Below are 15,137 nucleotides of genomic sequence, written 5' to 3' on the forward strand. Positions count from 1 at the left end.
TCATAATTACCTTATCAGAAAGAAAACTTGGCAAAAGGCAATTCATTATCCTTATACCAAGTTGATTTGATCATTCGTAATGCAAAATAAAGAAATTAATCGTTTTATAGCATTCTAGAGATTACTAGTTTCTGAATTTCTTGTGTACCCTCATAGATTTGAGTAATTTTAGCATCTCTCATAAAGCGTTCAACAGGATATTCCTTTGTATATCCGTATCCGCCAAATACTTGTACAGCCTCTGTTGTAACATTCATTGCAGTATCTCCTGCAAATAATTTAGACATCGCTGATTCTTTGCCATATGGAAGACCATTTGACTCTAACCAAGCAGCTTGATAGGTTAATAGGCGAGCTGCTTCGACACTTGTTGCCATATCCGCAAGTTTAAATCCAATACCTTGTTGCGCAATAATTGGTTTACCAAATTGAACTCGCTCTTTTGCATAATCTACCGCTGCATCTAAAGCCCCTTGCGCAATCCCAACAGCTTGTGCAGCAATTCCATTTCTACCACCATCAAGTGTTTGCATTGCAACTTTAAAGCCCTTACCTTCTTCACCTAAAAGGTTTTCAGCTGGAATACGACATTCTTCAAAAATGATTTCTGTTGTTGGTGAAGAACGAATGCCTAATTTGCTTTCTTTTTTACCAACTGAGAAGCCAGGTGAATCACTTTCAACAATAAATGCAGAAATCCCATGCTTATTTGTCGGATCAGTGATCGCAAAAACTACATAAATCTCTGCTTCTCCACCGTTTGTAATAAATATTTTAGAACCATTTAATATATATTCATTTCCTTCTTTTCTAGCAGTTGTTCTCATCCCACCAGCATCTGATCCAGATCCTGGTTCAGTTAGCCCGTAAGCACCGATTTTTGTTCCTTGTGCTAATGGCTTTAAATATTTTTGCTTTTGTTCTTCCGTACCAAACTTATAGATCGGCCAGCTCGCTAAAGAAGTATGTGCCGATAAAGTCACTCCTGTTGAAGCACAAACTCTTGAAAGCTCTTCAACTGCAATAACGTACGCTAAATAATCACTACCGATTCCACCATACTCTTCAGGGAATGGAATTCCCGTTAATCCTAACTCTGCCATTTGATCAAAAATTGAACGGTCAAATTTCTCATGCTCATCACGCTCAGCAGCCGATGGAGCAACTTCATTTCTTGCAAAATCCCTTACCATTTTACGAATCATTTCATGTTCTTCACTTAAACGAAATTGCATGCTTCTTTCCCCCGATTTGTGCAAGGACAAGAATGAACCAAATGAAATAGAGAATAAAAATCAATCCATTTCTATATCCTATTCCCTTTCCATCACCTGTTCACTAAACCTTGCCTTATTCATTTTGTTGAATTTTGTAAGCGTTAACATTTTTTGTTTTTTTTGCACATTAAGAAAGTATAAATTGGCTTCGGTGTAGATAACTCGACATAGTTGCCTATTTTAAGTATTATGTGCAACTAAGCCTATGTCTTCGCCTAAAGGCTCGCCAATTGACGAGTTTTCTTTACCTAAAAAGATTGTCTACTTTGAATAATATTAGACAAAAGTCTGAAAATTCCTGTTATTTTTTGTAGAAAAATTTTTAAAATCAGGAACAAGGAAAAGCAGGTTCAGGAGAGTAGAACAAAGAAATGAATTCTTTTTTCTTCCCTAACCTACTTTTCTTTTCCTGCTCTACCTGCTCTTATCCCTAAACTTCAATCAACACTGCGTCACCTTGCCCACCACCACTACAGATAGCAGCGATTCCTAAGCCACCGCCTCTTTCTTTTAGAGCATTAATTAATGAAACGATGATTCTTGCACCACTTGCCCCAATTGGATGCCCTAGAGCAATTGCTCCACCATTTACATTAATTTTCTCTAGTGGTATCTCAGCTATTTTCGCACTAGCAAGAACAACTGCTGCAAATGCTTCGTTTATTTCAAATAAGTCTATATCTGAAACTTTTTTATTCGTTTTCTGTAATAATTTTTGGATTACATATCCAGGCGTTCTTGGGAAGTCTTTCGCTTCAACAGCAATTGATTCTGTTGCAACTACTTTAGCTAATGGTGAGTAGCCATTAAGTTTTGCTTCTTCTTCACTCATTAATAAAAGTGCCGCAGCTCCGTCATTGATTCCAGGTGCGTTTCCAGCTGTAATTGTTCCATCACGATCAAATGCTGGTGATAGCTTAGCTAATTTCTCAATCGAAGTATCCTCTCTTGGACATTCGTCTACTTCAATTTTTGTTACGACACCTTTTCGATCAACAGACTCAATCATAACAATTTCTTCGTTAAATTTACCTGATTTAATCGCATTAACTGCAAGTTGATGGCTTCTTAGTGCCCACTCATCTTGTTGTTCACGTGATAACTCTTCAATTTTAGCCACTTCACTTCCATAAGTACCCATATGTACACCAGTAAATGAGCAAGTCAAACCATCTTTTAGAATGCCATCTTTTAATTCTGTGTTTCCCATTTTATTTCCCCATCTTAACGAAGTTTGATAAAACGGTGTATTACTCATTGATTCCATTCCACCTGCTACAATTCGTTTACTTTCTCCAGAACGAATCAATAGGTCCGCAAGCATTACGCTGCGCATCCCAGACGCACATACTTTATTAACAGTTTCCGTTCTTGTCTCCCAAGGTAATCCTGCATTACGTAATGCTTGTCTTGATGGTAATTGTCCTTGGCCACCTTGTAATACACTTCCCATAATTACATCATCAATTGACTCCAAAGGATGGTTAACACGGTTCAAAACTTCTTTAATTGCAATACCTCCAAGCTCAGCAGCACTGAAGCCTTTTAACATACCTCCAAAACGACCGATTGGCGTACGAACTGCACTAACGATAACTGTTTTACTCATCCCAAATTCCCCCTTAGATTTTTAACGATTTCTCCTCTATAAAAAACCTTTAATAAACCGCATTGGCAAATAAAAAGGTGTACGAGCTGCACACCTTTCATTGATATTTTATGAAAATTTGATACTGATAGAACTCTTATGAAGCTTGATTTTGTTTATCTCCAAAAACCGATAACTCTAAAAGCTCAGCTATATCAAGTGTTTTAACACTTTCTTCGACTTCTTTGGCTTTTGTTCCATCTGATAACATTGTTAAGCAATATGGACAGCCAGTTCCAATTACATTCGGGCTAACAGCAAGTGCTTGTTCAGTACGCGTTACATTAATTCGATTACCGACATGCTCTTCCATCCACATTAATCCACCACCTGCTCCACAGCACATACCTGTTTCGCGCTTACGTTCCATTTCAACTAATGTGACACCTGGAATAGCTCGAAGAATGTCTCGAGGTGCTTCATATACTTCGTTGTAACGTCCTAAATAACACGAATCATGGTAAGTGATCACTTGGTCAATTTGATGTATCGGCTTCAATTTACCTTCTTTTACCCACTTAGATAACAACTCTGTATGGTGGTAAACTTCAATCGATAATCCAAAATCAGGATATTCATTTTTAAATGTGTTGTAAGCATGAGGATCGATCGTTACTAATTTACTCACACCTGCTTTTTCGATTTCCGCGATATTATTGTTAGCTAATTCTTGGAATAGGAACTCTTGACCTAAACGTCTTGGAGTATCACCAGAGTTCTTCTCTTTGTTACCTAAAATGGCAAACTTGATTCCTGCTTCATTCATTAATTTTGCAAAGGCTAAAGCGATTTTTTGGCTACGGTTATCATAAGAACCCATGGAGCCAACCCAGAATAAATATTCGATTTCTTCCCCAGCTTTTCCAGCCTCTTTTACAGTTGGAATATGGATACTTTCATCAAGTTCTCTCCAATTTTCACGGTCTTTACGGTTTAATCCCCACGGATTTCCTTGGCGCTCAATATTCGTCATGGCACGTTGAGCATCTGGTTGCATTTTACCTTCTGTTAAAACTAAATAACGACGAAGGTCAATTACTTTTTCAACATGTTCATTCATAACTGGACACTGATCTTCACAATTACGGCAAGTTGTACAAGCCCAAATCTCTTCCTCAGTAATGACATCACCTATTAAACTTGGACTATATTCTAATGTTGCTGCCGTTTCTTGCTTTCCTTGAGAAGCAAATGCTAATTGATTACCTTTTGTCTTTGAAAACGCAACAGTTGGTACCCAAGGTGCTCTTGATGTTACAACTGCACCAGTTTCTGTTAAATGATCACGAAGTTTTAAAATTAAATCCATTGGAGATAACATTTTTCCTGTTGCTGTAGCAGGACAAACATTTGTGCATCGACCACACTCAACACATGCATATAAATCGATTAATTGTGATTGTCGGAAGTCGCTGATTTTTCCAACTCCAAAAGATTCTTGTGTTTCATCTTCAAAGTCAATTTTCTCTAATTTTCCTGCTTTCGTTAGACGGTTAAAATATACGTTTGCTGGACCAGCAAGTAAGTGTGCATGTTTTGATTGAGGTACGTACACTAAGAAAGTTAATAGCGTAATTAAATGGATCCACCACGCAACGTAGAAGAATGAAACTGATAATGGCTCACTAATCCCACCAAAGATTGTTGCAACTAATGATGCGATTGGTTCATGGAAACTTGTACTTTCTCCGTTCCAAATCATCGCCATACCATTTCCAAAAAGTGTTGATAGCATTAATAAACCGATAAAAATTAATACTAAACCGCTTTTCCATCCTCTTTTTAATCGAACTAATTTTTCAATATATCTTCTATGGAATGCCCAAACAACTGCGACTAAAATTAACAATGCAATCATTTCTTCAAAGAATGTAAATGCACCATATAATGGTCCAAGTGGTAAATGTACCCCAGGGATTAAACCTCGTAATATAAAGTCTAAAGCTCCTGCTTGAACTAAAATAAAACCATAGAAAAATAATAAATGGATAAATCCACTTTTCTTATCTTTTAAAAGCTTTTTTTGACCAAAAACGTTTACCCATATTTTTTGAAAACGTTCTTTAAAATTTCGTTCAAACTCTTCTTTTTTACCAAGCTTGATGTAGGCTAATCTTGTCTTAATTAGGTAAATGAATAAATAAAGTGCATAAACTGTAATTGCCACAAACCCTAGTGCGTTCAAATACAAAAGTGCATGATCCATGATGTATTCCTCCCCCAATTTCACTGGTTATAAATAAAACGCTTACTTTTTAAAAATTTATAACCATAATAATATTCTGACAATATATAATTTAATTATATTATGAATGACCATTCAGTCAACACTTTTTCTTTTTAATGAGCCCTTTTTCATAATCTTCTTTGTTCATGGTCATACTATCAACACGTAAAAGTTAAAGGAGTTTACTAATATGATTCTTTGCATTTGCTTAATTGTCCTTCTATTTCTTATACTCCTTGCTATCTTAGATCTTTATTTTGGTTTTAAGGCATTTCATAAATATGATGAACCTTGTCCGTTTAAAAAAAGATCTAGTGAAACAACGCTAATAACGGACGGTAATGAGCTTTATAAACATCTTTTGGATGATATAAAAGGTGCAACCTCTAGTATTTCTATGCTTTTTTATATTGTTCGAAATGACGATACGTCTGAAAAATTTTTAACTTTACTAGAAAAAAAGGCTTGTGAAGGATTACATGTGCGCTTATTAATTGACTGGATTGGAAGTTTTCGTTTCAAGCGAGATCGAATAAAAAAGCTGAAACAAAATGGCGTTGAAGTTCTTTTTAATCGACGTTTAGGATTTCCATATACTCTCTATCGATTTCAACACCGTAACCATCGTAAAATCACTGTAATTGACCAAAGAATCGGCTATTTTGGCGGTTTTAATATTGGAAAAGAATATATTGGTTTCGATGAAGAATTAGGGTATTGGAGAGATTATCATATTCGAATGACTGGCGAAGGAGTAATCGATTTACATCTTCAATTTTTAAAAGACTGGGTTAGGAGTGGTGGTGATTCCTTCTCATTGATCCATGCCGAAGAATTAGAAAAAGGAAAGATTGAACATCATTTCTATTCATCAGACTTTATACGTATTGAGAACCTTTATAAAGATTTAATTGATAATGCAAACAAACATATTTATATCGGTACACCCTATTTTATTCCAACAAAAAAACTGATGAATGCTTTATTAGCAGCCCTTAAACGAGGTGTCCATATTTCTGTAATGGTTCCCGAAAAAGAAGATCACAGATTAGTGAAGGAGGCTAGCTTTCCTCATCTCCTTTTAATCTTACAAGGCGGCGGTCAAGTATACCATTATCAGAAAGGTTTCTTTCATGCAAAAGTAATATTAATCGATGATCAAAGCTGTGACGTAGGCTCAGTTAACTTTGATCGAAGAAGTCTATGTATTAATGATGAATGGAGTTGTATTTTTTCAAGTGAATCATTCATTTTGAAAATAAAAGAAATCTTTTTGAACGACTTGGAACTTTCTAAAACTTATCCAATCGAATATTATAAAAACACAACATTCTTATGGAAATGCCGAAAGCTGGTTTCTAAGCTCCTTTCTCCATTAATGTAATGATTGATTTCCAATTTAATCGAAATTCAATTACGAGGTGAACAAAAAATGAGAATTCGATTTGGATATGTGTCCCATGCATTATCTTTATATAATTGTTCGCCTGCAAAGACTTTGACTTTTACCCGTTACAAATCGATGGAAAAAGATGAACGGTTAGAAAAACTAATTCATGTCACATCACAAAATATTGAAAATACATTTAGGGCACTCCATTATAATGTAGGACAACAAATCCCTTTATACAGAATGTCCTCTTCAATGGTGCCTTTAGCAACCCATCCAGATGTAGAATTTGATTATTTAAACATATTCCGTAAACAGTTTAAAGAAATAGGTAACTTTATTAAAAGCCATGAATTAAGAGTTAGCTTTCATCCTAACCAATTTACGCTATTTACAAGCGATAAACCGCATATTACGGATAATGCTGTCATCGATATGGCGTATCATTACCATGTCCTCGAAGCAATGGGAATCTCTGATGAAAGTGTCATTAATATTCATGTAGGAGGGGCATATGGCAATAAAGAGCTTGCGATTAAACGCTTTTATGAAAATATAAAAAAGTTACCTCCACATATAAAGAAACAAATGACGTTAGAAAATGATGATAAAACATATACGACCTCTGAAACTTTAATGGTATGTAAAAACGAAGGTATTCCCCTCGTTTTTGACTACCATCATCATATGGCGAATTTGTGTGAAGAACCATTAGAGGAGTTATTACCACTTATTTATTCAACTTGGTCAAAAACAAACTTAATCCCTAAAATACATATCTCATCGCCTAAATCAGAAAAAGAGTTTCGTGCCCACTCAGATTTTATTGACCTTGATTTTGTTAAACCTTTTTTTGATGTTGCTAAATCAATTGGAAATGATATCGATATAATGATCGAGTCAAAGAAAAAAGACCTAGCTTTATTAAGATTAATGGAAGACTTATCAAAATTGAGAGGTTATAAAAGAATTAGCGGTGGAATAATCGAAGTCTAATAAGAGAGTAAACCAATCCAGATGACGGATTGGTTTTTTTCTGCTTTCAGAACAAGATTTCAGTCACTAATGATATGATGGTTTATAGACTATTCATCTGGCAAGAACTTCATTAAAAGCATTGAAAATCTTTTATTAAGGAGCGGTCTTTAAATGGATTATCAAAACGCGTTACAACAGTATATAGCGGCAACAAATACACATGATTTTAACGAAGTAAAAAGGTTTATTCATGAGAATGCGATTTATTGGTTTTCAGATCAATCATGTAACTCCATACAAGAAATTCAACATTACTTTGAAAATGCTTGGGATGTTATTAAAGAGGAAATTTATTCAGCTACAAATATTATTTGGTTAACAACCGGTCAAAGTTCCGCTTCTTGTACTTACCAATTTCAATATGAAGGTTATTTAAATGGGAAATTTGTAAGAGGTCATGGTAGAGCTACAAATGTATTTGTAAAGAATGAACAAGGCCACTGGAAGGTCATTCATGAGCATTTAAGCAGCCCATCAGAGGATACAATTTAGAAATGTAACAGGGAGGAATCGTGTTTCTGTTAAGACTTTGTTTCCTTAAATTAATTTCAGTGTAGTTACATATGACTTATTTTTTAGAAATATAGCAAATCGAATAAAAAAGCTCGGATGATAACTTGTACTACACCACGTCTATCAACTGTGGGATATTCTGCTATACTCCGAGCTTTCATTATTTATCTTTCTTCACCTGTCATCTTCTTCATAATAACCATTTTTGTGATTAAACTTATTTGAATGATCTTCTCGTTTTTGTTTATCTTTTTCTTTTTCTTTATTTTGATGACGATTATCTTTTTTATTATTGTTCTTATATTCTTGCGAAGCATTAAATTTAGGCTGATACTTCTCTTCTTTATTTATGAATTGATTTAATTCATTTTTTTTATTCCAGTCCGAATGATTATTTCCCCGACCATTGTGAACGTTATTTACTTTATTTTTAGAATTACCATTGTTCTCATGATGTTGTTCCTTTTTATCAGAGTTCGAATTGTAATTTGAAGAATTATTTTTTATTTGATTGGAATCATTCGATTCATCTTTATTATTACGCTTACATTCATTGTTACCTTGTCTATGACCATTTTGATCATGCTTCTTGTCCCTGTGTTCGTTATTTCTTTGATGACCAAATTGATAATACTGATGATTTTCATCTTTCTGTTTTGAGCCATAATTTTTCTCATTATTTACATTCGGCGTCTTATTATTAAAGACATTCGGTCGCACATTTGGTTTTATCGTATTTCCTTTCGATAAATCTTTTTGTGCTGTCTGTTCATCTTGTTTACTCTGTTCATTCTGTAAACTAATTCGCGAGTTATTACGTTGGATACTATTTAATTTTTGATTTAATTTCTTTTGTTTATCTTCATATTTTTTTCCCATGTCACCTGTTACGGTAATCTTTTCATCAGGATGAACTGCCTTACTTTTCTCTATTTTAACAATAAGGTCATCCATAACAACGTCAAGAGACTCCTGCTCCCACTTGTCCAACTTTTCAACAATTTTTTTACCTTGCGCATTTTGAGCCTTAATATCAATTACTTTTAATTGTTTATTAAGAACAAGTGAAACTTTAACTTGTGAATTTACATTAACAATGCCAGCAGCTAGTACTCCTTGTTTATTCCAATTTAATCCTAAGAAGGTTATTAATACCAAAACACAAGCAATCATAGCTGGTAATAGTTTTGGCATAAAGATTTTTATGTTTTTATTTACTATAACAGCGTGATTAGGGAACTGGATTTCATGGCCAATTTCATAGGACGATAAGGTTTTTTTGCATTTTAAATATTCCCCATTAGGTGTCAGTACAACCACAGAAGAACGATTTATTTTTAAAACTATGCCACTATTCAAACTCAGCCCTCCCTTTTTATGTAAGTTTGTAAATACTTGTACTCATTTACTGTAATAATACACATGGCGATGATAAACTTTCTATGATTTTCAAGTGTTTTTCTACTTAATGAAACCTTGTCCTCTAAAAGTTTCATAGGTAATTTTTTCTTCTTATACAAGATTGCTAACATTTCTTCGTCTGATGTAATTATGTCTACTACTGAGAAAATTTGTTCTCTTGTATCCTCATGTTTTGGTGAAACTTTAACTAAGTTTTCTAAAGAAATTCCAAATTGATTCAACATCTCGTTAAAATGAATAATTTCTTCTTTTCGATTGATTTCATCAAAGTTTTTTATGTATGTATTGTAAACATGATGATCGTATTGTTCATGTTCATCTGAAGATTCTTGCCGATCTAAAGTGATATTCTGGTATTTTGATTCCTTACGAAAATAATCTATAATTTCTCTTTTAATAATTAATTTCGCAAAAGATAAAAATGATGCTCCTTTTTTATATGAATATAATTCGATTGCTTCATGAAATGCGCTTAATCCAATACTATACTCATCATCTTGCCTAGTTATATATTTACCACATATTGTGGAAATAGTTTTAGTGATAAAGGGCTCATATTTTAAAATAAAATCGTCTATTTCTTTTGATGAAGATTGTTGTATTGTTAAAACAATATCTTCAATTTTTTCTTTTCGTTTATAGAGTGTCTGAAAAATTGTTAGTAACAAGACCCCATCTCCTTTCAAAAGTGGCTTGAATTGTTAATAAAACAGAATAAAGCCCTCTATTCAATTTAATTTTTTTTACTAGCTTACTAGATTTTTAAATTAAATTGAATAGAAAAGGCATATTTTATTAACCTACATTCTTAAAGGATATCTTATCTTTAAAAATGTTTCATTTGATTTTTATTGAAAGGTTACTGGTAAATAATTACTCAATTAATCTTTTTTACCATCTTTACCGTTTTTACCATGTCCTTCTTCGTGGTGATTCTTTTTATTATTTTGTTCAATCCACTGCTTCTTTTCATATCCCTTATTCTTTTCTTCATGACCACGATTTTGATGATTTTGATGACCTTTATTTTCATTAACATGAACTTTATGTTCTACTTTTTTAACTTGTTTAACTTCTTTGTCTTTATGTTCTTTATGTTCTTTTACAACATGCACAGGCTTTTTCTCAGCTTCGTGATGTTCTTTTTCATCGTCTCGATCATCATTTTGATCATCGTTTTGATTTTCAGTTTTAACTTCCTCAGCCTCAGTCGTTTTATCTGCTTCTGACTTGTTATCTTCATCAGTCTCTACTTTATTTGTTGTATCTTCTACGTCTTCAATTTTAGTAATTGTTGTAATTACTTCTGGTGTTTCAGTATTTTCATTTGTAGTTGCGTCAGGATATTTAATCGTAATAACTGGTTTTACGGCTGTATCAGTTGTTGCAGATTTCTTTAAAACCTTTTCTAGTTTTTCAGCAATTTTATTGAAGCTTTTTTCAATATTTTTTGCGATTGCAGCTTTTGCTTTCGGATTCTTTACTTGATCTAGTACATCTGCTAAAACTAGTAAGTTATTATTTAAGTGATGCTGTATTTTTGCAATTTCTTTTTGCTCTTTTGTTAATGAATTTTTTTCTTCTTTATTTGAATCATCTTTTTCAGTTTTTTCATTATCATCAGAAGTAGCTGTTGTTGTTCCACTTTCTTCTGATTTATTTGTTTCTGTTGTTGCGTTTGTTGTTGTATCAGTTGTTGCATTTGTAGTTGTGTCAGTTGTTGTATTTGTAGTTGTGTCAGTTGTTGTATTCGTTGCAGGAAGCTGAACGTCTACTTGACTTTGAGCACTTTCCATTTTAGAAAGAGCATCTTGTAATGTTTCTTTTGCTAAATCTTCTTTTCCCTCTTTAATTAATACATGTGCCTCATGGATGCGTTCTCCAGCAAGTTCTGCTAACAATTCCGCTTCTTTCACTTTATCAGTTGTAAGTAGTAGGTGAATTTTTTCAACAGCAGTTTTTACAAAATAAAAGAAATCTCCTTTAACTAACGATGGATCTTCTTTTTGAACTTGATCATTAGCTGAAACTGTATCATTCTCTGCTGCTAAAGCTGTATGTGTTAGACCTAATTGTGATAGTAATAAGGCAGTTGCTGTAGTATGTACAAATAATTTTTTCATGAATTTTTTCCCCTTTTAATTTTCTCTTTTATGTATTCTCACTATATACATTCGTAAGTGATTTAAAATTTAAGGGGGTCGTTTTAAAAAAAATATAAAAATTAATCAAAAAATGAAGAAGTTTGTATTCTTTTCCTAAAAAAAGACGAAATTTAAGTTTTATAATAAAACAAAACAAATTCTTGATATTAAAGTATAATCATGTTGATTTCCACTGCAGGATACTCGCTTTCCGTGGGGCGTGCGCTGAGCCTCCTCAACGCATTCGCGTCTGCGGGGTCTCACCTGTCCCGCTACTCCACAGGAGTCTCGCACCTCCCACTCCAATCAACTTCTTCATCAAATAAGTTTGCTTCACAAAACCTTTTATAAAGATTAAATTCCTTTAAAAGAACCAAAAAAAATGCTACTCCCTAAATTAAAGCGAAAATATTATCTTTTTAACCAAACCTAGTGCTTCAATATAAAAAAAGTACCATGCACTATGTAAAAACATAGCTCATGGTACTTTAAATGATTTATTACATTTTTTCTGGTGCAGAAACGCCAACTAATTTTAATGCATTTTGAAGTGTAACTTGAACAGACTTCATTAATGCTAGTCTAGCTTTTGATTTTTCAACATTCTCAGCGTCTAATACTTTTTCAGCATTGTAGAAGCTGTGGAACGTACCAGCTAATTCAAACACATAGTTTGTAATATGATGTGGTGTACGTTTTGAAGCTGCTAATGAAACAGCTTCTGGGAATTCCCCTAATTTCTTTAATAACTCATATTCTTTTTCAGATGAAACAAGGCTATAGTCTGCTTCTCCATCGTATACTATACCCATTTCTTGTCCTTGACGAAGGATACTGCATACACGTGCATGAGCATATTGTGAATAATACACAGGATTCTCATTTGATTTTGAAACAGCTAAATCCATATCAAAGTCTAAATGTGAATCACAGCCACGCATTGCGAAGAAATAACGTGTTGCATCAATTCCTACTTCTTCCATTAAATCACGTAACGTAACAGCCTTACCTGTACGTTTACTCATTTTTACTTTTTCACCGTCTTGATATAATTGAACCATTTGAATAATTTCTACTTCAAGTGTATCTGCGTTATATCCTAAAGCTTGAATTGCTGCTTTCATTCTAGGAATGTAACCATGGTGGTCAGCTCCTAGAATATCGATTAATTTATCTGCACCACGACTTAGCTTGTCTCGGTGATATGCGATGTCTGGAGTTAAATAAGTATATGAACCATCGCTTTTAATTAATACGCGATCTTTATCATCGCCATATGTTGTAGAACGGAACCAAGTTGCTCCTTCTTCTTCATACGTTTCACCGCGTTGTTTTAAATCAGCAAGAGCTTCTAGCACTTTTCCATTTTCATATAATGACGTTTCTGAATACCATACGTCAAAATCTACTCTGAAATTACGAAGATCTCGTTGTAATTTTTCCATTTCTAATTTTAGTCCGTACTCACGGAAAAATTTATAACGTGTTTCTTCTGATTCTTTTATATAACGATCACCGAAATCAGCTGCTAAAGTTTTACCAATTTCAATAATGTCCGCACCGTGATAGCCATCTGCAGGCATTTCTTTTTCCATTCCAAGTGCTTGCATATAACGAGCTTCTACAGATAATGCTAAATTATTAATTTGGTTTCCTGCATCATTGATATAGTACTCACGCGTTACTTCATAACCTGCTTTATCTAAAACATTACATAATGAATCACCGAACGCTGCTCCACGTGCATGACCTAAGTGTAAGTCGCCAGTTGGATTTGCAGAAACAAACTCAACTAAAATCTTTTCACCCTTACCAAAGTCTGTTTGTCCATATTCAGTTCCCGCTTTTATAATAGATGGGATTAAATCAGTTAAATAGCTATTATCCATATAAAAATTGATAAATCCTGGTCCAGCAATCTCAACTTTTTGGATGCTAGCTTTACTTTGATCAAATGCGTTAATTAGCTCTTCAGCAACCATTCTTGGAGCTTTTTTAGCAACTCGCGCTAATTGCATTGCCATATTTGTTGAAAAATCACCGTGTGCTTTATCTTTTGGCGTTTCTAGTACTACTTGAGGTAATTGTTCCTCGGTTGCTAATCCTGCTTTTAATACAGCAGCTTCGATTTCATTTTTTAAACGACTCTTAACTTGTTCTAACGTATTCATATCGTTGCCTCCTTAATTGATACTGTGATGTTATACGACCCAGCATTTTCCTCACCTACGAATAACTTATATCCCAGTTGAAGCACACCCTTTAATGGCCCCTCTGAAACTAGAAATTGTAGTTTTTTTGTATATGCTTTTGTTTGGAATACTCCTAACTCATTTGAGAATGTACCTTCAGTAGTTTCATTCACTCGGTATAGATGTCGCATCATTACTCCACCATTACGAATAATCGTTACTTCACCTTTACCTATTTTCATAGTCGCCTTTACTTTTCGGTCTTCGTGATTTTCCTCAAATAATAAGTATGTTACATCATCTTTTTTATAGTATAGACCATTTGCTTGAAACCTGATTTTATCACGTCCGTGCGGATCTTTTATCAAAGTCTCAAAATCAATTGAGACAGGTATACCTAATTGTTCTTTCACTATTACACGTCCTTTACTAGCGATGGACGTAACGAATCACATCCAAAAATCATCTTTTCCCATTTTACCACACATCAATAAAGGTTTAAAAAGTAGTTGAGCTTTAAATTAATTTTTTTTAATTAATATACTATAAATACTATATTTATGTAGTCATAAAACTAGTTTTTATGTGATTATATATTCGAATTTATTATTACATCTTTAGAAGGTAGGTATTCCCTTAAGCGGAATTATGTTGGTTATTTAATGTTATAACGAAGAAAAAATATAAAAGATTTCTATGAAGAAGTCAATAAGGTGATTCAGGAATATAGATTATTTATATATTTAAATAGAAAAAGGCATCTTTTAAAGATGCCTTAAGCTGTTAAAAAATTATCTTGTCAAATAATGAACAAGTTTTTGTAAAGGAAGTTGAGTGATGTTCATTTCCACTACAGGATTCTCGCTTTCCATGGGGCGAAACCTGAGCCTCCTCGGCAAGCCTGCGGGGTCTCACCCTTCCCGCTACTCCCATAGGAGTCTCCCACCTTCCACTCCAATCAATCTCTTTAAATTGTATAAAATCTTATTCAAAAATGTGTTTTGTAAGAAATCAACAATTAACATTAACAAAGCCAATCTTTTTATAATCTAGGACGCATTTCTACTTTTTCTAAGCGAGGATTTTCACGGAGTTTTCGACCAACTTTTGCCTGTGGTTCTCCATTTAACTCAACATTATCCCCTGTAAATCCTATATTAACTTTTAATAAACTTCCACCTACACCATATAAATCTACTGGTACACCTTGTTTTTCAAATGATAAGATTCTTTCTACTGTGAATCCACCACTTACTACAATTTGAACATGATTATACCCTTCTTGA

General features: G+C 33.7%; 11 protein-coding genes and 1 pseudogene. 3 read left to right on the forward strand and 9 right to left on the reverse strand.

Going from position 1 to position 15,137, the window contains the following annotated elements; translation table 11 throughout:
- Positions 1 to 104 precede the first annotated feature (104 nt).
- The 3 genes from B7R67_RS10815 to B7R67_RS10825 form a co-directional block, all read right to left on the reverse strand.
- Entirely contained in the window at positions 105 to 1,235 is a 1,131-nt protein-coding gene (locus B7R67_RS10815; protein ID WP_088070295.1) for an acyl-CoA dehydrogenase, read from the reverse strand.
- Between the two features lie 472 nt (positions 1,236 to 1,707).
- Positions 1,708 to 2,886, reverse strand: coding sequence for an acetyl-CoA C-acetyltransferase (locus tag B7R67_RS10820; RefSeq protein ID WP_088070297.1), 1,179 nt, complete (start codon positions 2,884 to 2,886; stop codon positions 1,708 to 1,710).
- 136 nt (positions 2,887 to 3,022) lie between these two features.
- Positions 3,023 to 5,131 (reverse strand): (Fe-S)-binding protein, encoded by a 2,109-nt coding sequence (locus B7R67_RS10825; RefSeq protein ID WP_088070299.1) that lies wholly within the window; start codon positions 5,129 to 5,131, stop codon positions 3,023 to 3,025.
- A 211-nt stretch (positions 5,132 to 5,342) separates the two neighbouring features.
- Between B7R67_RS10825 and cls the strand changes: the two genes are divergently transcribed.
- From cls to B7R67_RS10840, 3 genes are all read left to right on the forward strand, one after another.
- Positions 5,343 to 6,536 carry a cardiolipin synthase gene (cls, locus tag B7R67_RS10830; RefSeq protein ID WP_088070301.1) on the forward strand — a complete coding sequence of 398 codons (1,194 nt, stop codon included), beginning with the start codon at positions 5,343 to 5,345 and terminating at the stop codon, positions 6,534 to 6,536.
- 48 nt (positions 6,537 to 6,584) lie between these two features.
- Entirely contained in the window at positions 6,585 to 7,538 is a 954-nt protein-coding gene (gene uvsE, locus B7R67_RS10835) for a UV DNA damage repair endonuclease UvsE (RefSeq protein ID WP_088070302.1), read from the forward strand.
- 153 nt (positions 7,539 to 7,691) lie between these two features.
- On the forward strand, positions 7,692 to 8,072 hold the full coding sequence (locus B7R67_RS10840; RefSeq protein WP_088070303.1) for a YybH family protein: 381 nt from the start codon (positions 7,692 to 7,694) through the stop codon (positions 8,070 to 8,072).
- 195 nt (positions 8,073 to 8,267) lie between these two features.
- Here B7R67_RS10840 and B7R67_RS10845 read toward each other — a convergent pair whose 3' ends face one another.
- The 6 genes and pseudogenes from B7R67_RS10845 to B7R67_RS10870 all read right to left on the reverse strand — a co-directional run.
- Positions 8,268 to 9,452 (reverse strand): anti-sigma factor domain-containing protein, encoded by a 1,185-nt coding sequence (locus B7R67_RS10845; protein WP_158095073.1) that lies wholly within the window; start codon positions 9,450 to 9,452, stop codon positions 8,268 to 8,270.
- Positions 9,453 to 9,454: 2 nt separating this feature from the next.
- On the reverse strand, positions 9,455 to 10,183 hold the full coding sequence (gene sigI, locus B7R67_RS10850; protein ID WP_235822137.1) for an RNA polymerase sigma-I factor: 729 nt from the start codon (positions 10,181 to 10,183) through the stop codon (positions 9,455 to 9,457).
- Positions 10,184 to 10,396: 213 nt separating this feature from the next.
- On the reverse strand, positions 10,397 to 11,638 hold the full coding sequence (locus tag B7R67_RS10855) for a DUF5667 domain-containing protein (protein WP_088070306.1): 1,242 nt from the start codon (positions 11,636 to 11,638) through the stop codon (positions 10,397 to 10,399).
- Between the two features lie 521 nt (positions 11,639 to 12,159).
- Entirely contained in the window at positions 12,160 to 13,830 is a 1,671-nt protein-coding gene (argS, locus tag B7R67_RS10860) for an arginine--tRNA ligase (protein WP_088070308.1), read from the reverse strand.
- Positions 13,827 to 14,264 (reverse strand): DUF1934 domain-containing protein, encoded by a 438-nt coding sequence (locus B7R67_RS10865; RefSeq protein WP_158095074.1) that lies wholly within the window; start codon positions 14,262 to 14,264, stop codon positions 13,827 to 13,829. The genes argS and B7R67_RS10865 overlap by 4 nt, the downstream gene beginning before the upstream one ends.
- 629 nt (positions 14,265 to 14,893) lie before the next feature.
- Positions 14,894 to 15,137 (reverse strand): annotated as a pseudogene (locus tag B7R67_RS10870) (nicotinate phosphoribosyltransferase); the annotation flags it as partial.

It is taken from the genome of Gottfriedia luciferensis (genome assembly GCF_002156865.1).
Lineage (GTDB): Bacteria > Bacillota > Bacilli > Bacillales > Bacillaceae_G > Gottfriedia > Gottfriedia luciferensis.

Excerpts from the sequence above, each read along its gene's own strand:
- B7R67_RS10815 (WP_088070295.1), bottom strand. The coding sequence starts at position 1,235 with ATGCAATTTCGTTTAAGTGAAGAACATGAAATGATTCGTAAAATGGTA.
- B7R67_RS10820 (WP_088070297.1), bottom strand. The coding sequence starts at position 2,886 with ATGAGTAAAACAGTTATCGTTAGTGCAGTTCGTACGCCAATCGGTCGT.
- B7R67_RS10825 (WP_088070299.1), bottom strand. The coding sequence starts at position 5,131 with ATGGATCATGCACTTTTGTATTTGAACGCACTAGGGTTTGTGGCAATT.
- cls (WP_088070301.1), top strand. The coding sequence starts at position 5,343 with ATGATTCTTTGCATTTGCTTAATTGTCCTTCTATTTCTTATACTCCTT.
- uvsE (WP_088070302.1), top strand. The coding sequence starts at position 6,585 with ATGAGAATTCGATTTGGATATGTGTCCCATGCATTATCTTTATATAAT.
- B7R67_RS10840 (WP_088070303.1), top strand. The coding sequence starts at position 7,692 with ATGGATTATCAAAACGCGTTACAACAGTATATAGCGGCAACAAATACA.
- B7R67_RS10855 (WP_088070306.1), bottom strand. The coding sequence starts at position 11,638 with ATGAAAAAATTATTTGTACATACTACAGCAACTGCCTTATTACTATCA.
- argS (WP_088070308.1), bottom strand. The coding sequence starts at position 13,830 with ATGAATACGTTAGAACAAGTTAAGAGTCGTTTAAAAAATGAAATCGAA.